The following is a 17445-nucleotide window of genomic DNA, read 5'->3' as shown; positions in this document are numbered from 1 at the left end:
ATCTCCTGACTGCGGGCGCTGCGGATCGGGCTCGCTCACCTGTCAGGTGAGCTACCAGATGCGTGGCTTCAGTTGGCCGGGACCCAGCCCTTGTAATCCGCCACGTTGTCGCGCGTGATCAGCTTGACCGGCAGCAGCTTGACGGCCTTCTCGGGGGCGCGGCCATTCATGACCTGATAGCCGATGGCCACGCTTTCAGCAGCCATGCCATATGGGTCCTGCGCGGGCGAGGCGGCGAAGAGCGACTTGCTGTCCTTGAGCGCACGCTCGGCATCGGGTGCGCCATCGACACCGGTGATGACCTTGATGTCGCTGCGCTTGGCCTGGCGGATCGCCAGTTCAGCCCCGATGGCAGTCGGGTCGTTGATGGCGAAGACGCCATCGATCTTGCCTTGCGCGGCCAGCAGATTGGACATGGTGGTCATGCCGCCATCACGGCTGCCGCCGGCGTTCTGGTTGTCGGAGAGGATCTTGATGCCGGGCGATTTCTTGAACTCGGCCTTGCAGCCGGTGACGCGGTCCATCACGGCCGACACCGGCGGGCCATTGACGATGACCACATTGCCCTTGCCCTGCAGCTTGTCGGCGATGAACTTGCAGGACTCGGCGCCGGCCATGGTGTTGTCCGACATGACGGTGACGTCCGCACCTTCTGCGGCCACGTCCACGGCCACCACCACGATGCCGGCCTTCTTGGCTTTCTTCACGGCCGGGCCGATGCCCTTGGAATCGGCGGCGTTGAGCACGATCAGGTCAACCTTGTTGGCGATGAAGTTCTCGATCTGGCCGACCTGGGTGTTGAGGTCATACTTGGAAGAGACCACGGTGACCTTGGCGTCCGGATTGATCTTGTGGGCGCCGCTTTCAGCGCCCTTGGCGATGGCCACGAAGAAGGGATTGGCCAAATCGCCGAGGGTGACACCGACCGATTTGAGGGGCTTGTCCGCCGCCTGTGCAGTGGCCGTGGCGGCGCCCAGTGCAAGAGTGGCGCAGGCGATGGCGAGGGTTTTCTGGATCATGCTGGTCTCCGTTCTTGTTGGAAGTTCGAGGGGGATGGCTGGGGCCTGTCGCGGCCCTTTGCTGCTTGCTGCTTGCTGCATACAACACGCCGGAACGGTCAGTCCCGGCGAACAATCTGGTCGGCACGGCTGCGCGTCGTTTCGATCAGCGCTGCGTTGATTTCATCGCTGTGCATCACCCACGCCTCGGCCTCTTCCGGACTGCGGCCAAATTGCACGTGGCGCGCAATCAGCCGCTGCAGCCGCACGGCAGGATCGACATCGACATACCAGACCTCATCGAGCAAGGGCCGCACGCGCGACCAGTGGCCGCGGTCGAGCAGCAGGTAATTGCCTTCGGTGATGATGAGCCGGGTATCAGCAGGGATGGCGATGCTGCCGGCAATGGCTTCCTCGATCTCGCGCAGGAATTGCGGTGCGTAGATGACTTCATCGGCCTGCTGCTGGCGCAGCCGCGCCAGCAGGTGGACGTAACCGGCGCTGTCGAAGGTATCTTCCGCCCCTTTGCGCGTGGCGCGGCCCAGCCGTGCCAGCTCCGCATTGGCGAGGTGGTAGCCATCCATGGGCAGGATGACGGACTGCGTCAGTCCGTGCGCCTGTGCATGCGCCAGCAGCGCAGCGGCGAACGTGGACTTGCCGCTGCCGGGCGGACCGGCGATGCCGAGTATGGTGCGCTGGCCTCGGGCCAGCAGCGCTGCAAGCCGGTCGCTGAAGGGGGCCGGAATCATGGTCGACTCATTCCTTTTTCTAAGGACGGCCTGCCAGGCCATCCGTGCGCGCCGTGCGCGTTCTTTATTGAAATGCAGCACAACAGCAGCTTCTCCTGTTGTGCTTGCCTCGCCCATCTGCCGCATGGCAGGCGGCTGTCGTGCCAACCGGATGCGGACATGCGCGAATTACGGAAAGCCGACAAACTAAGCGATTCTGTCTCCTGAATTTCAGCACTCCTGAATATTCATGCGTTATTTCTAATTATTGCTAGTTCCTCGTCGTCAACGTGATGAAATTTTCTTTGAATTTTTTCGATATCGATCCCCTTATGAATAAGTCAGATCATTTTCAAGCTGCATGAAAAAAGGACGCTACCTCGGTGGTAGCGTCCTTGTGATTGTCTTTTTCGCGCAGTGCGAAAAAGCCGTCATGCAATGAGATCAGGCCCCGGCCAGCGCCGCCGCATCTGCCACCACGGTGGCATAGCGATCGGCCAGTTCGGTCAGCGCCACACGCTGGACCTCGGCCGCCTTGACCGGCGCACCGCCCAGGGGATCTGGCAGGTCGCGGGTAGCGCAGGCAGCCGCCACGACCGTGGAGGCATAGCCATGGTCCAGTGCCGAGCGCACGGTCGCGCTCACGCACATGTGGGTAGCAAAGCCGGTCACGATCAGGGACTTGCGGCCGGTCTTCATGATGGCCTCGTCCAGCGCGGTACCGGCGAAGGCATTGGGCAGGCCCTTGGGCAGCACCAGCTCGTCGCCCTGCGGCTGCACGCCGTCGATGATGGCCACGTGCGGACCTTGCGGATCGAACATGGCACTGCCCGGCTTGCTGTGGTGGACGACGTGGATCACCGGCGCACCGGCGGCACGGGCCTGGCGCAGCAACTCGGCGATCTGCCCGACGGCGGCATCGATGCCGGCCAGCGGGGCGCGGCCGGTGGTGTATTCGGTCTGGTGGTCGATGATGAGCAGGACGGCTTCCTGCCAGGTGGCGGCGCGGGCGCTGCCACCGGCGATCTGGATCAGGGTCTGGGGAGAGGACATGCGCGGTTCCTTGTTAAAAAATGTTCGAGAGAAGTCGATAAAACGCTGCAACTGAACGTCAATGCACAGTGACGGACCATCTTAGTCCGATAAAATTCGCACTGCCATTCACCAAAATCGCCAGCCCCCTGTGAAAAAATTAACAGCCCGCAGCAAGGCCGCGCCCTTGCCCTCACCGCAAGCCATGCATGCCACCCTGGATGCCGACTGGGAAAGCCTGCGCAGCTTCGTCGCTTTCGTCGAGGCCGGCAGCCTCTCCGGGGCGGCCCGCGCGCTGGGCGTCACGCATGCCACCATCGGCCGCCGCCTGCACCTGCTGGAAGAGGCCCTGCAGGGTCCGCTGTACCTGCGCCGCGCCGAGGATGTGGAACTGACCCGCCTGGGCGAGAGCGTGCTGACGGCTGCCCGCGCCATGCAGGAACAGACCCGGCAACTGGCGCGCACCCTGGCGGGCGGGGACCTGCGGCTGGAAGGCAAGCTGCGCCTGGCCTGCACCGATGCCATCGGGACCATGTTCATGGCCCCGCGCCTGCCCGCTCTGCTGGAACAATGGCCAGCGCTGGACGTGGAATTCGCGCTGGGCCACCAGACCCTGAGCCTGGCGCGGCGCGAAGCCGACCTGGCCCTGCGCTTCGGCAAGCCCCAAGATGGCGAACTGATTGCCCGGCCGCTGGGCGCGGTGCGTTTTTACCTTTGTGGCACGGCCGACAACGTCGCGCTCTGGCGACGGGCGCGCAAGACGGCGCCCTTCGTGGCCTATGACGATGGCGTGCCGGACATTCCGGAGACGCGCTGGATCGCCGACCATGCCGCCGGCAACCCGGTGCGTTTGCGCAGCACCAGCCTGGTGGCGCAGTGCATGGCCGCGCGCGCCGGGGTCGGGCTGGCCTTGCTGCCAAGCTATCTGCTGGCACCGGAACTGCAGACTGTGGAGTCCGCACCACAGCTGCAGCGCGAACTGTGGGCGGTATTCCATCGCGACCTCAAGACCCTGCCCCGGCTGCGCGCCGTGCTGGCATGGCTGCAGGACTGCTGCGCGCAACTCTGAGAATTGCCTCATGGACAGGCCCGCCCGGCGCTGGCGGCGGCTGCACGGGGCCTGCGGTGCTATAATCGCGAACCTCCGGGGATGGGCTCCACCACCGCTGCAGCAGCACATTCAAGCGGCCCGCCGCCCTCCTCCTCGCCGGCGCGCGCATGTTCCATGCGTCCTTCCTGCGCTCTTCGCCTGATAAAGATTTATGCAGAAAAAAGTATTCATCAAAACCTTCGGCTGCCAGATGAACGAGTACGACTCGGACAAGATGGCCGACGTGCTCCATCTCGCCGAAGGCCTCGTCAAGACCGATCGTCCGGAAGAGGCCGACGTGATCCTGCTGAACACCTGCTCGATTCGCGAGAAGGCGCAGGAGAAGGTGTTTTCCGACCTGGGCCGCCTGCGTGCGCTGAAGAAGGACAAACCCGACCTGCTCATCGGCGTGGGCGGCTGCGTGGCCTCGCAGGAAGGCGACGCCATCATCAAGCGCGCACCCTTCGTGGACATGGTGTTCGGCCCGCAGACCCTGCATCGCCTGCCGCAGATGATCTCCGAGCGGCGCTACAGCGGCCGTCCGCAGGTGGACATCAGCTTCCCCGAGATCGAGAAGTTCGACCACCTGCCGCCGGCCCGCGTGGAAGGGGCGACCGCCTATGTCTCCATCATGGAAGGCTGCAGCAAGTATTGCAGCTACTGCGTGGTGCCCTATACGCGCGGCGAGGAAGTCTCGCGCCGCTTTGAGGATGTGCTCACCGAAGTGGCCGGGCTGGCCGACCAGCGCGTGAAGGAAATCATGCTGCTGGGCCAGAACGTCAATGCCTATCGCGGCGTGATGGAAGATGGCGAGATCGCCGACTTCGCCCTGCTGATCGAATACATCGCCGAGCTGCCGGGCATCGAGCGCATCCGCTTCGTGACCAGCCATCCCAAGGAATTCTCGCAGCGCCTCATCGACACCTATGCCAAGGTGCCCAAGCTCTGCAATCACCTCTACCTGCCGGCGCAACACGGCTCGGACCGCACGCTGGCGGCGATGAAGCGCGGCTATACCGCGCTGGAATACAAGTCGGTGATCCGCCGCATGCGCAAGGTGCGTCCGGATATCACGGTGCAATCGGACTTCATCGTCGGCTTCCCCGGTGAGACCGAGGAAGATTTCGAAGCGCTCATGAAGCTGGTGGCCGATGTGGGCTTCGACAACAGTTTCTCCTTCATCTTCAGCCCGCGCCCCGGCACGCCCGCCGCCAGCCTGGCCGACGACACCCCGCAGGAAGTCAAGCTGGCCCGCCTGCAGCGCCTGCAGGCTGCGCTCAACGAGAACGCGGCAAAGATCAGTGCCGCGCAGGTCGGCACGGTGCAGAAGGTGCTGGTGGAAGGCATTTCCAAGCGCCGCGAGCATGAGCTGCAAGGCCGCACCGAGAGCAATCGCGTGGTCAACTTCGACGGTGGTCCGAACGGCCAGCGCCTGATCGGCGAGATCATCGAAGTCCGCGTGACCGAAGCCTTCCCCTTCTCGCTGCGTGGCGAGATCGTGACCCGTCATTGATGATTCAATCCCCTTAACCGGAATCGTGCATTGAAAAAAATCCCCAATCAGCCTCATCACTTCACGCCCCAGCCGCTGGACAACAAGCGCCTGGCCAACCTGTGCGGTGCGCTCGATGAAAACCTGCGCCAGATTTCCGCCGCGCTGGACGTGACCATCTTCCGCCGTGGCGACCGCTTCGTGGTTACCGGCACCAACGCCGAACGCGCCGTGGAAGTGCTGGAACGCTTCTACGAGAAGGCCGACCGTCCGGTGGCCGTGGACGATATCCAGCTGGCCCTGGTGGAGCAGCGCGCCAACGCCGCCGCCGACGAAGAAGCCGGCCTGCCGCCGCTGCCGGCGCGCCGTGGCAAGGCCGCTGCGGCAGCACCCGCTGCGACTGCCACCGATGACAAGGACAGCCAGGATCCGCTGCCCGAGAGCCCCATCCTGAAGACCCGCAAGCACGACCTGCGCGGACGCACGCCGCACCAGAGCCAGTATCTGAATGCCATCCTCGAACACGACATCACCTTCGGTGTCGGCCCGGCCGGTACCGGCAAGACTTACCTGGCCGTGGCCTGCGCGGTCGATGCGCTGGAACGCGATGCCGTGCAGCGTATCGTGCTCACGCGCCCGGCCGTGGAAGCGGGCGAGCGCCTGGGCTTCCTGCCGGGCGATCTGGCGCAGAAGGTCGACCCATATCTGCGCCCGCTGTATGACGCGCTGTATGACCTGCTGGGTTTTGACCGCACGCAGAAGCTCTTCGAGAAGCAGGCCATCGAGATCGCCCCGCTGGCCTACATGCGCGGCCGCACGCTCAATCACGCCTTCATCATTCTGGATGAGGCGCAGAACACCACGCCGGAACAGATGAAGATGTTCCTGACCCGCATCGGTTTCGGCAGCAAGGCCGTCATCACCGGCGACGTCACCCAGGTCGACCTGCATCACGGCCAGAAGAGCGGCCTGGTCGATGCGCTGTCGGTGCTGCATGACGTGCGCGGCATCGCCTTCTCGCGCTTCACCAGTGCCGACGTGGTCCGCCATCCGCTGGTGGCGCGCATCGTCGATGCCTATGATGCCGCCGGCAACCCGCGCCCGGATACCGCGCGCGCCACTGCCCGCACTGCCACCAATCTCCTGACCAAATCCGCCAAGCCGCGCCATGCCAAAACATAAACTCACGCTGTCGGTGCAATATGCCGACGACCGCCTCAAGGACAGCATCACCCGCCCTCTCCTGCGCCGCTGGGTGCAGGCCGCGCTGTTTGCGCCGGCCGAACTGACGCTGCGTTTCGTCGGTTCCGAAGAAGGCCGTGACCTCAACCGCGACTATCGCGGCAAGGACTACGCCACCAATGTGCTGACCTTCGCTTATACGGAAGATGAAGACAGCGAAGTTACCGAAGCCGACATCATCTTCTGTACCGACGTGCTGGAGAAGGAAGCCGCCGAGCAGAAGAAGACCGTGGAAGAACACACCGCTCACCTGGTGGTGCATGGCGTGCTGCATGCGCAGGGCTATGATCACGAGGACGATGAGGAAGCCAACGAGATGGAAGCGCTGGAAACCGAGATCCTGGCTACCCTGGGCTACGACAATCCCTACAAGTCACGCTGAAGCAGAGACTGCCTTGCCGCTTCGGCAACGCAATCTGATGTCGCAAACAACGGTCTGCTACTGCAGGCCGTTTTTTGTTTGCGACCCAGGTTTCATTTTTGTTGGTTTGCCTCAAGCGGTTGCCGGTTTATCACGCAAAAAAGTAATCGATTTTTCCGATGTGATCATCGATTTTTTCTGTTTCGTAATGGAGTGACAATTTGCCGGTGATTTTCCGCTGACATTTAACTAGGCAATTCAGGAAAAGCCCGATGGGAAGCGGACTCCGGCTGAACGAGAATGCTTCCACACCAATTAAACCCATCGGGGAGGATGTCATGAAGAACCTGAAGATCGGCCATCGTCTTGGCCTTGGCTTTGCCGCAGTACTGGTCCTGCTGGTGGCGGTTGCCACCTTCGGCCTGCAGCAAGTGTCGCGCCTGAACGATCGCATCATCTTCCTGACTTCCGTCGATGAGGGCAAGCTCGAAGCGCTTTCCAACGTGCAATTTGCCGTGGGCCTGCGCGCCATTGCGGCCCGCAACCTGACGCTGGTCAATGGGACTGCCGAACAGAAAGGCGATCTCGACCTGGTCGGCAGCGCCCAGAAAGATATCGATTCCGGCATGGCCGAGCTGACCCGCCTGATGCAAGATCCGGCGACCACGCCGCAGGAACGCGACATGCTGGAGCAACTGCGCAAGCTGGAGGCGCAATACCTGCCGGTGGCCGTCAACATCGTCAAGCTGGCGACCTCGCAACAGAACGAAGCGGCACGCACTTCGCTGGTCAAGGATTGCATGCCCATCCTCAATCGCGTGATTGCCCACGTGGAGCAATTCAACAAGCTGCTGCGCAAGAATTCCGAAGCCAATGTGGACGCAGCTGAAGCCGCCTACGCCATGGCCAAGTGGACCATGATGGGAGCCAGCATGGCGGCCCTGATCCTGGGTGGCCTGATCGCCTGGCTGCTGACCCGCTCGATCTCCCGTCCGCTGGCCCAGGCCGTGAGCGTGGCGCAGAGCGTGCAGTCGGGTGATCTGGGAAGCCGCATTGAAGTCACCAGCAAGGATGAGCTGGGCCAGCTGATGGCCGCGCTCAAGGGCATGAATGACAGCCTGGTGGCCATCGTTGGTGAAGTGCGCCATGGTACCGACACCATCGCTGTGGCCTCTGATGAAATCAAGCGCGGCAACATGGATCTGTCCCACCGCACCGAGCAGCAAGCCGGCTCGCTGCAGGAAACCGCCTCGGCGATGGAGCAGCTGACTGCCACCGTCAAGCAGACCTCCGACAATGCCCGCGAAGCCAAGCGCCTGGCCGACAATGCCTCGGACGTGGCCACCAAGGGCGGCGCCGCCGTGAACCGCGTGGTCGAAACCATGCACGCCATCAGCACCTCCTCGCACAAGATCGTGGACATCATCAGCGTGATTGACGGCATTGCCTTCCAGACCAACATCCTGGCCCTGAATGCTGCAGTGGAAGCGGCCCGTGCCGGTGAGCAAGGCCGCGGTTTCGCGGTGGTCGCCTCCGAAGTGCGCTCGCTGGCCCAGCGCTCGGCCGTTGCCGCCAAGGAAATCGAGGCGCTCATCAATGAATCGGTCGCCAAGGTCGCCACTGGTGAAAAGCAGGTCAGCGAAGCCGGGTCGACCATGGACGAAGTGGTCAGGAGCATCCAGAGCGTGACCCACATCGTGCAGGACATCAGCGCCGCCAGCACCGAGCAGACCGCCGGCCTGGAACAGATCAACACCGCCGTGGCCCGGATCGACGAAACCACCCAGCAGAACGCAGCCCTGGTGGAACAGGCTGCCGCGGCCGCCGCGTCCATGCAGCAACAGAGCGTGGCCCTGACCGATGTGGTGAGCATCTTCAAGCTCACGGCCGAGCAGGCTGGCCCGACCGCAGTGCGCGGCTCGCAGCAGGCCGCTGTGCAATATTCCCAGGACACGGCGATGCCGGCCCTGAGCTACGCCTGAGCACCAGGCAGAAAGTTTTTCCCTGAGGTAGTACTTGCCGGCATCGTGAATGCCGGCTTTTTTTTGCTCGGTGAAATGGCGTGAAGACATCGGAATTTCCAAGAGGCAAGCGGGACGGCGGCCCGCTGTGGCCGGGCCTTTAGTGGACTTGTCACATAATTGTTGTATCCTATGGCTCTTCGAAACTACGTCGGGCTCGCGCCTAACGCCATGCAAGATCACCCTAGTAGCGTCAAGTCTGACGCTAAACCCCATCGTTCCCTGTTTGAACGACTCACCGCACTGATTTCCCCCGAGCCCGAGAACCGGGCAGAACTGCTCGAAGTGTTGCACGACGCACACGAGCGCAATCTCATCGACGCCGATGCGCTGTCGATGATCGAAGGCGTGTTCCAGGTCTCCGACCTGGCCGTGCGCGACATCATGGTGCCGCGCTCGCAGATGGACACCATCGACATTTCCAAACCGATCGAAACCTGGATGCCCGAAGTGCTGGCCACCTCCCACTCGCGCTTCCCCGCCGTGGATGGCGAGCGCGACAAGGTGATCGGCATCCTGCTGGCCAAGGACCTGCTGCGTTACTACGCCGAGGAATCCTTCGACGTGCGCGACATGCTGCGTCCGGCCATCTTCATTCCCGAATCCAAGCGCCTGAACGTACTGCTGCGCGACTTCCGCGCCAACCGCAACCACATGGCCGTGGTGGTGGACGAATACGGCGGCGTGGCCGGCCTGATCACCATCGAGGACGTGCTGGAACAGATCGTCGGCGACATCGAGGACGAATACGATTTCGATGAAGCCGAAGACAATGTGCTGGCCCTCAAGGATGGCCCGCACGGCGCGCGCTGGCGCGTGAAAGCCCTGACCGAGATCGAGCAGTTCAACGCGGAAGTGGGCAGCCGCTTCTCCGACGAAGACGCCGACACCATCGGCGGACTGGTCGCCAATCACGTGGGCCGCGTGCCGCGCAAGGGCGACGAATTCGACATCGATGGCCTGCACTTCGAAGTGCTGCGCGCCGATGCGCGCCAGGTCCACGTGCTGCTGGTGTCCAAGCTGCCGCCGGCACCGCTGGACGACGAGTGAATCGCCTGATCTGCCTGCCGTTGCAACCGTGACTTCCCCCTCCTCCCAAGACCTGCCGCTGCCGCGCGGCGCGACCGCTGCGCGCGGCCGCCTCGGCACGGCGCTGGCCCTGCTGCTGCCGGTGGCAGCGGGTGCGGTCAACGTCTTCGCCTTCGCGCCCTTCAAGCTGTGGCCCTTGCAGATCCTGGCCCTGGCCTGGCTGTTCCATGGCGTGCTGGCGCAACCGCAAGCCTCCACCGGCCGCCACTTCCTGCGCGGCTGGCTGTACGGTTTCGGCTGGGCGTCGGCGGGCGTGCACTGGCTCTACATCAGCATGCATGACTACGGCGGCATGCCGGGCTGGATGGCGGCACTGGCCGTGGGCTTGCTGGCGCTCTATCTGGGCTTGTATGCGGGTGCGGCTACCGCGCTGGCAGGCTGGCTGCGCCATCGCTGGTCGTCCTCGCCGCTGGTACTGGCGCTGTTCATGCTGCCGGCGCTGTGGGCGCTATCGGAGTGGGCGCGCGGCTGGATCTTCACGGGATTCCCTTGGCTGATTTCGGGCTATGCGCATACGGTTGGCCCACTGGCCGGCTTCGCCCCGGTGGGCGGCGTCTATTTCGTCGGCTGGGTCGCAGCGCTCATCGCGGGCAGCCTGGCGCTGCTGTGGATGGGCCTCGCGCGCAAGGGCGTGGCTGGCACTGGCCAGCGCATCGTGCTGCCGCTGTGTGCCGCCGCCCTGCTGTGCGCGGGCGGCGTGGCCTTGCGGCTGGCGCACTGGACCACGCCACAAGGCCAGCCGATCACGGTGCGCCTGCTGCAGGGGAACATTCCGCAGGAAATGAAATTCTCCAACGATGCCCTGGTCTCCACCCTCGGCATGTACGAACAGATGATCAGCGCCGCGCCGGCCGACCTGATCGCCACCCCGGAAACCGCCATTCCGCTGCTGCCGCAGCAATTGCCGCCGGATTACCTGGAACGCATCGCGCGCTTCGCGCAAAAGAGCGGCAGCCATCTGGCGCTGGGCATTCCGCTCTCCGATGGTCCGCAACTGTATGCCAATTCGGTGCTGGGCTTCGGCCCGGGACTCGGATCGGCCTTGATGCCCTACCGCTACGACAAGCACCATCTGGTGCCCTTCGGTGAATTCATCCCGCCGGGCTTCCGCTGGTTCGTCGACCTGATGCACATCCCGCTGGGCGACATGACGCGCGGCGCACCGGTGCAGTCGCCCTTCGGCGTGAAGGACCAGTGGGTGCTGCCCAACATCTGCTACGAAGATCTGTTTGGCGAAGAAATCGCCGGCCAGCTGCGCGATGCCTACCGTGCCGGCCAGCCACAGGCCAGCCTGTTGCTGAACCTGTCCAACATTGCCTGGTTCGGCAATTCGATCGCCCTGCCCCAGCACCTGCAGATCTCGCAGATGCGCACGCTGGAAACCGGCCGCCCGATGCTGCGCGCCACCAATACCGGGGCCACGGCGGTGATCCTGCCGGGCGGCGCGGTCAGCGAACTGCCGCCCTACACGCGCGGCGTTCTCTCCGGCCAGGTGCAGGGCTATGGCGGCCAGACCCCCTACATTCTGCTGGGCAACAAGCTCATCGTCGGGCTGGCGCTGCTGATGCTGCTGCTGGCCTGGGGCCGCAACAAGGCCGCGCGCATTCGCCACTGATCTCCGATGCCAGGGGCCGGCAGTGCCGCGCCCCGGCAAAACCGGGTCAAACGCCCCAAAAGGCGCTAAAATTCAAGGTTTTCGCAATTCCTCCGCCGGTTCGCCAGGCCACCACATACGATGCTGACATTTCAACAAATCATCCTCAAGTTGCAAGAATATTGGGACGCCCAAGGCTGCGCACTGCTGCAACCCTACGACATGGAAGTCGGCGCGGGCACCTCGCACACGGCAACCTTCCTGCGCGCAATCGGCCCGGAACCGTGGCGCGCCGCCTATGTCCAGCCTTCGCGCCGTCCCAAGGATGGCCGCTATGGCGAAAACCCCAACCGCATGCAGCACTACTACCAGTACCAGGTGGTCCTGAAGCCGGCGCCGGAAAACATCCTGGACCTGTACCTGGGCTCGCTGGAGGCGCTGGGACTGGATCTGAAGCAAAACGACGTGCGCTTCGTCGAGGATGACTGGGAAAACCCCACCCTGGGCGCCTGGGGCCTGGGTTGGGAAGTCTGGCTCAATGGCATGGAAGTGACGCAATTCACCTATTTCCAGCAGGTCGGCGGCCTCGATTGCAAGCCGGTGCTGGGCGAGATCACCTACGGCATCGAGCGCCTGGCCATGTACCTGCAGGGCGTGGAAAACGTCTATGACCTGGTCTGGACCGAATGGACCGAGAACGGCGTCAAGAAGCACCTGACCTATGGCGACGTGTTCCACCAGAATGAAGTGGAACAATCCACCTTCAACTTCGAGTACTCGAACACCGACTTCCTGTTCTCGCTGTTCACCAACTACGAAGCCGAAGCCAAGCGCCTGATGGAAGTGCCGCTGGCCCTGCCCGCGTATGAACAGGTGCTCAAGGCCGCCCACACCTTCAACATGCTCGACGCCCGTGGCGCCATTTCGGTCACCGAGCGCGCCGCCTACATCGGCCGCATCCGCAATCTTTCGCGGGCCGTGGCACAGGCCTACTTCGAATCGCGCGAACGCCTGGGCTTCCCGATGCTGGGCCAGGCACCGGCACAAGCGGCCGCCTGAGACGCAGCGACATGACATGATGCGGCACCGGTTGACTTGACCGGTGTCCCGAGCAAGACAGCAAGACAGACAACATGAACCAGACACTCCTCGTAGAACTCGTCACCGAAGAACTCCCGCCGAAGGCGCTGGCCAAGCTGGGCGATGCCTTCGCCAATGGCATCTTCAATGGCCTGCAAAGCCGCGGCTATCTCGATGCCGGCGCTGCCGCCACCGCCTACGCGACGCCGCGCCGCCTGGCCGTCTCCATCACGCAAGTGCGCGCCGCCTCGCCGGACAAATCGATCCGCGAAAAAGTGCTGCCGGTGACCGTCGCATTGGACGCCGAAGGCCGCCCGTCGGCTCCGCTGGTGAAGAAGCTGGCCGCACTGGCCGCCTCCACCGGTGCCACCGTCATCACCCCGGACCAGCTGGAACGCGCCCAGGATGGCAAGGCCGAGAGCTTCTTCTACACCTATACCGCCAAGGGTTCGGCCCTGGCCGTGGGCCTGCAGGCTGCGCTCGACGAAAGCCTGTCCAAGCTGCCCATCCCCAAGGTCATGAGCTACCAGCGCCAGTTCGGCCGCGCGGCCGGCGAGACGGTGCACTTCGTGCGTCCCGCGCACTACCTGGTGGCGCTGCTGGGCAACGACGTGGTGCCGATCAATACGCTGGGCCTGGATGCCGGCCGTACCACGCTGGGCCATCGCTTCCTGTCCTCGGGTGTGCTGCAGATCGCCTCGCCCGATGCCTACGTCGAGGCACTGGCCACGCAAGGCAAGGTCATCGCCAGTTTCACCGAGCGCCGCGAAAAGATCCGCACAGCGCTGCTGGCCAAGGCCGGTGGCGATCAAGTGCTGATGCCGGATTCGCTGCTGGACGAAGTCACCGCACTGGTGGAATGGCCGGTGGTCTACGAATGCAAGTTCGAGGATGAATTCCTGGCCGTGCCGCAGGAATGCCTGATCCTGACCATGCAGACCAACCAGAAATATTTTGCGCTCACCGACGCCGATGGCAAGCTGCGTTCACGCTTCCTGATCGTTTCCAACCTGGAGACCGATCGCCCCGAACACATCATCGGCGGCAACGAGCGCGTGGTGCGTCCGCGCCTGTCGGATGCCAAGTTCTTCTTCGAGCAGGACAAGAAAAAATCCCTGGCCGATCGCGTGCCGCAACTGGCCAACGTGGTCTACCACAACAAGCTGGGCAACCAGTTGCAGCGCACCGAGCGCGTGCAGGCGCTGGCCGGCAAGATCGCCAGCCTGCTGGGCGGCGACGTCAAGCAAGCCGAGCGCGGCGCACTGCTGGCCAAGGCCGACCTGCTGACCGACATGGTCGGCGAGTTCCCCGAACTGCAAGGCATCATGGGCACGTACTACGCGCGTCATGACGGCGAGTCCGATGAAGTGGCACTGGCCGCTTCCGAACACTACCAGCCGCGCTTTGCCGGCGACGCCTTGCCTGCCACCGCCACCGGTACCGCCGTGGCCCTGGCCGACAAGCTGGAAACCCTGGTCGGCATCTGGGGCATCGGCCTGCAGCCGACCGGCGACAAGGATCCGTTCGCCCTGCGCCGCCATGCCCTGGGCGTGCTGCGCATGCTGGTCGAAAAACGCCTGCCGCTGTCGCTGACCGCCTTGCTGGATGCAGCAGCAGGACTGTTCGCCGGCAACGCCAATTTCAAGGATCCGCGCGCCGATGTGCAGGCCTTCATCTACGACCGCCTGCGCGGCCTGCTGCGCGAGCGCGGCTTTGCGCAGAACGAAGTGGAAGCCGTGGTGGCCCAGCAGCCTGACGTGCTGGACAACGTGGTGGAACGCCTGCAAGCCGTGCAAGCCTTCGCCGCCTTGCCGGAAGCCGAGGCCCTGGCCGCTGCCAACAAGCGCATCACCAACATCCTGAAGAAGATCGAAGGCGTGGCCATCGACGCCCACGGTGCCGTGCAGGAAAACCTGCTGCAGGAAGCCGCCGAGCAGGGCCTGTTCGCCGCCATGCAGACCACGCGTCCGCAGGTGCAGGCAGCCTACGCCGCGGGTGACTTCGCCGGTGCGCTCAAGGCCCTGGCACAGCTGCGCCAGAACGTCGATGCCTTCTTCAACGACGTGATGGTCAATGCCGAGGACGAACAGCTGCGCAAGAATCGCCAGGCCCTGCTGGCCTCGCTGCATGGCATGCTCAACCAGGTGGCTGACATTTCCAAGCTGGCCGCGTAATCCAACACGCTACCGGCTAGGGCCCACGCAACACCGATCCGCCGCGCACGGGCTTGTCCTGGCGCGGCGGTATTCATGAAGGAAAGCAGGAATGAAACTGATCATTCTCGACCGCGATGGCGTCATCAACCAGGATTCCGATGCCTTCATCAAGTCGCCCGACGAGTGGATCCCCATCAAGGGTTCGCTGGAAGCGATCGCGCGCCTGAACCAGGCCGGCTATCGCGTGGTGGTGGCCACCAACCAGTCCGGCGTGGCGCGCGGCTTGTTCGACATCAAGACCCTCAACGCCATCCACCAGAAGATGCACAATGCGGCCCAGCAGGCCGGTGCCGATATCGATGCGGTATTCTTCTGCCCGCACTCGGCCGATGACAATTGCGATTGCCGCAAACCCAAGCCGGGCATGTTCCACGAGATCGCCAAGCGCTTCAACATCAGCCTGCGCGGCGGTGTGGCGACCGTAGGCGATTCGCTGCGCGACTTGCAGGCGGGCTATGTGGCCGGCTGTGCGCCCTACCTGGTGCTGACCGGCAAGGGCGAGAAGACCCAGGCCAAGGGCGGCTTGCCGCCGGGCACGCTGGTTTTTCCGGATTTATCGGCAGTGGTTGATTTCATTCTGAAGTCGCCGGTCGGGGTCTCGGTATAGTGCCGTCACTGCGACCGCGCAGCCAACCCCATTCATTACAACAACATGCTTCGGCATGGGAGAAACGATTTTGCGCCTTGTCCTGATTCTGCGTTCGGTGGTCTTCATGGTCCTGATGGCCGTGGCCACCATCATCTGGTCCTTCGCCTGCCTGCTGTCGGCCCCCTTCCCTTACGCCCAGCGCTACTGGTGGACTTCGCGCTGGAACGTGTTCGTGATCTGGACCGCGCGCGTGATCTGCGGCATCCGCTACGAAATGCGCGGCACCGAGAACCTGCCCGATGCGCCGGTGATCCTGCTCTCCAAGCACCAATCGGCCTGGGAAACCATCTTCTACGTCATCAACATGCCGCGTCCGCTGGTGTTCGTGTTCAAGAAGGAACTGACCTACATTCCCTTCTTCGGCTGGGGCATCGGGCTCTTGCGCATGATTCCGATCGATCGCAAGAAAGGCCGCGACGCCTTTGCGCAAGTGCTGGAACATGGCCGCCGCCGCCTGCGCGATGGCCAGTGGATCATGATGTTCCCGGAAGGTACGCGCACCGCCGTGGGCTCGCAGGGCAAGTACAAGGCCGGTGGTTCGCGCCTGGCGGTGGAAACCAATACGCTGGTGGTGCCGGTGGCGGTGAACTCGGGCGAGTGCTGGCCCAAGGGCAGCTTCGTCAAGAAGCCGGGCGTCATCACGGTCTCGATCGGCAAGCCGATTTCGCCGGAAGGCCTGAATCCCCAGGAATTGAACGAGCGCGTCGAAAATTGGATAGAATCCGAGATGCGCGTGATTTCGCCGGACGTCTACAAAAACAGCGCGCCCCGGCCGGCCGCCACGACTGCATCGCAGTAATGCCGCGCGGCCAACTCCTTAGCCAACAGCAACACAGGACGCCGCGACTGCCTTGATACTGCTCCGCAAACCCAAACCCAATCCCGACCAGCTCTCGCTGCAACTGGATTTGTTTGGCGCGCCCGCCGCTGCGCCGGCAGCGGCGCCCGTCGATCCGGGTCCGGCGTTGCCTTCACCTACGGTGCAGCCGCCGCTCATCGTGACACCGCATCCGGTCGTCCATGCGGCTCCGCTGCCGCCGCCCCTGATTCCCGAATCACCCGCATCACCCTCACCTCCCAGCCCGCTGCTGGCCCCGCCGACCACGGCCCGTCCGGCCGATGGCAAGCGCCGCATCCAGCTGGGCGAGCACACCATCGATTTCGCACTGCTGCGTTCCAAGCGCCGCACCATCGGTTTCCTGGTCAGTGATGAAGGCCTGCGCGTGACCGCGCCCAAGTGGGTCACGCTGGCCGAGATCGACAACGCCATCCGCGAGAAGCAGCGCTGGATCCTCTCCAAGCTCAACGAGCGCCGCGAGCGTTCGGCGCGTCGCCTGCAACCGCAGATGCAATGGCGCGATGGCGCCACCCTGCCCTATCTGGGTGCCGAGATCACGCTGCGCATCCGCACCGGCCAGCGCCAGGCGGTGTTCCTCGACGAAGTCACGCGCGAACTCAACATCAGCCTGCCGGCCGACGCCGGCGAGCAGCAATTGAAGGATCGCGTGCAGGGCTGGCTACAGGCGCGCGCCGAAGAACTGTTCGGCAAGCGGCTCATGATTTATGCCGAGAAGCTGGGCGTGCAATATCGCTCCTACGCACTGTCCTCGGCCACCACGCAATGGGGCTCCTGCACGTCGGATGCACGCATCCGCCTGAACTGGCGGCTGATGCATTTCGCCCTGCCGCTGATCGATTACGTGATCGCGCATGAACTGGCGCACCTGCGCGAGATGAACCACAGCCCGCGCTTCTGGGCCACGGTGCAATCGATCTTCCCTGAGTTCGAATCGGCCAAGAAAGCCTTGCGCGACAGCGCAGCCGAGACCATGCCGATCTTCTGACCGGCCGGG

General features: G+C 63.8%; 15 protein-coding genes. 12 read left to right on the top strand and 3 right to left on the bottom strand.

Translation table 11 applies throughout. The features are described from left to right. Window positions 1-68 precede the first annotated feature (68 nt). The 3 genes from JOD78_RS11625 to JOD78_RS11615 form a co-directional block, all read right to left on the bottom strand. Window positions 69-1019 carry an ABC transporter substrate-binding protein gene (locus JOD78_RS11625; RefSeq protein WP_209568015.1) on the bottom strand — a complete coding sequence of 317 codons (951 nt, stop codon included), beginning with the start codon at window positions 1017-1019 and terminating at the stop codon, window positions 69-71. A 98-nt stretch (window positions 1020-1117) separates the two neighbouring features. After that, complete coding sequence (locus JOD78_RS11620; protein ID WP_121037665.1) at window positions 1118-1747, bottom strand: nucleoside/nucleotide kinase family protein; 630 nt, start codon at window positions 1745-1747, stop codon at window positions 1118-1120. A gap of 423 nt (window positions 1748-2170) precedes the next feature. Further along, window positions 2171-2779 carry a cysteine hydrolase family protein gene (locus tag JOD78_RS11615; protein WP_209568017.1) on the bottom strand — a complete coding sequence of 203 codons (609 nt, stop codon included), beginning with the start codon at window positions 2777-2779 and terminating at the stop codon, window positions 2171-2173. A 130-nt stretch (window positions 2780-2909) separates the two neighbouring features. Between JOD78_RS11615 and JOD78_RS11610 the strand changes: the two genes are divergently transcribed. The 12 genes from JOD78_RS11610 to JOD78_RS11555 all read left to right on the top strand — a co-directional run bounded on the left by JOD78_RS11610 (window position 2910) and on the right by JOD78_RS11555 (window position 17436). After that, a complete protein-coding gene (locus tag JOD78_RS11610) occupies window positions 2910-3827 on the top strand; it encodes a LysR family transcriptional regulator (RefSeq protein WP_348534263.1) in 918 nt (305 codons plus the stop codon). A gap of 193 nt (window positions 3828-4020) precedes the next feature. Next, window positions 4021-5361, top strand: coding sequence for a tRNA (N6-isopentenyl adenosine(37)-C2)-methylthiotransferase MiaB (gene miaB / locus JOD78_RS11605; protein ID WP_209568019.1), 1341 nt, complete (start codon window positions 4021-4023; stop codon window positions 5359-5361). A gap of 30 nt (window positions 5362-5391) precedes the next feature. Continuing rightward, a complete protein-coding gene (locus tag JOD78_RS11600) occupies window positions 5392-6522 on the top strand; it encodes a PhoH family protein (RefSeq protein WP_134135427.1) in 1131 nt (376 codons plus the stop codon). Beyond that, a complete protein-coding gene (gene ybeY / locus JOD78_RS11595) occupies window positions 6509-6964 on the top strand; it encodes an rRNA maturation RNase YbeY (protein WP_008325707.1) in 456 nt (151 codons plus the stop codon). The genes JOD78_RS11600 and ybeY overlap by 14 nt, the downstream gene beginning before the upstream one ends. Window positions 6965-7281: 317 nt before the next feature. Further along, window positions 7282-8925 carry a methyl-accepting chemotaxis protein gene (locus JOD78_RS11590; protein ID WP_280920979.1) on the top strand — a complete coding sequence of 548 codons (1644 nt, stop codon included), beginning with the start codon at window positions 7282-7284 and terminating at the stop codon, window positions 8923-8925. Between the two features lie 210 nt (window positions 8926-9135). Then, window positions 9136-10014, top strand: a complete 879-nt coding sequence (locus tag JOD78_RS11585; RefSeq protein WP_034332131.1) for a transporter associated domain-containing protein — start codon at window positions 9136-9138, stop codon at window positions 10012-10014. Between the two features lie 28 nt (window positions 10015-10042). Further along, on the top strand, window positions 10043-11668 hold the full coding sequence (gene lnt, locus JOD78_RS11580) for an apolipoprotein N-acyltransferase (RefSeq protein ID WP_134135433.1): 1626 nt from the start codon (window positions 10043-10045) through the stop codon (window positions 11666-11668). A gap of 120 nt (window positions 11669-11788) precedes the next feature. Further along, the gene (gene glyQ, locus JOD78_RS11575) at window positions 11789-12706 is read left to right on the top strand and encodes a glycine--tRNA ligase subunit alpha (protein ID WP_039790129.1); all 918 of its coding nucleotides are present in this window, start codon (window positions 11789-11791) and stop codon (window positions 12704-12706) included. A 74-nt stretch (window positions 12707-12780) separates the two neighbouring features. Further along, complete coding sequence (glyS, locus tag JOD78_RS11570) at window positions 12781-14901, top strand: glycine--tRNA ligase subunit beta (protein WP_121037682.1); 2121 nt, start codon at window positions 12781-12783, stop codon at window positions 14899-14901. A 91-nt stretch (window positions 14902-14992) separates the two neighbouring features. Continuing rightward, the gene (gene gmhB / locus JOD78_RS11565; RefSeq protein WP_017451462.1) at window positions 14993-15550 is read left to right on the top strand and encodes a D-glycero-beta-D-manno-heptose 1,7-bisphosphate 7-phosphatase; all 558 of its coding nucleotides are present in this window, start codon (window positions 14993-14995) and stop codon (window positions 15548-15550) included. Between the two features lie 55 nt (window positions 15551-15605). Further along, window positions 15606-16391 (top strand): lysophospholipid acyltransferase family protein, encoded by a 786-nt coding sequence (locus tag JOD78_RS11560; RefSeq protein ID WP_121037685.1) that lies wholly within the window; start codon window positions 15606-15608, stop codon window positions 16389-16391. A gap of 52 nt (window positions 16392-16443) precedes the next feature. Then, window positions 16444-17436, top strand: a complete 993-nt coding sequence (locus JOD78_RS11555; protein WP_121037688.1) for a SprT family zinc-dependent metalloprotease — start codon at window positions 16444-16446, stop codon at window positions 17434-17436. The last annotated feature ends 9 nt before the right edge of the window (window positions 17437-17445 follow it).

The sequence above is a fragment of the Herbaspirillum sp. 1130 genome, from assembly GCF_017833835.1.
In the GTDB taxonomy this organism is placed as follows: Bacteria; Pseudomonadota; Gammaproteobacteria; order Burkholderiales; family Burkholderiaceae_D; genus Herbaspirillum; species Herbaspirillum huttiense.
Note: the sequence above shows the minus strand (reverse complement) of the source record. Positions and strands in the feature narration are given on the sequence as shown.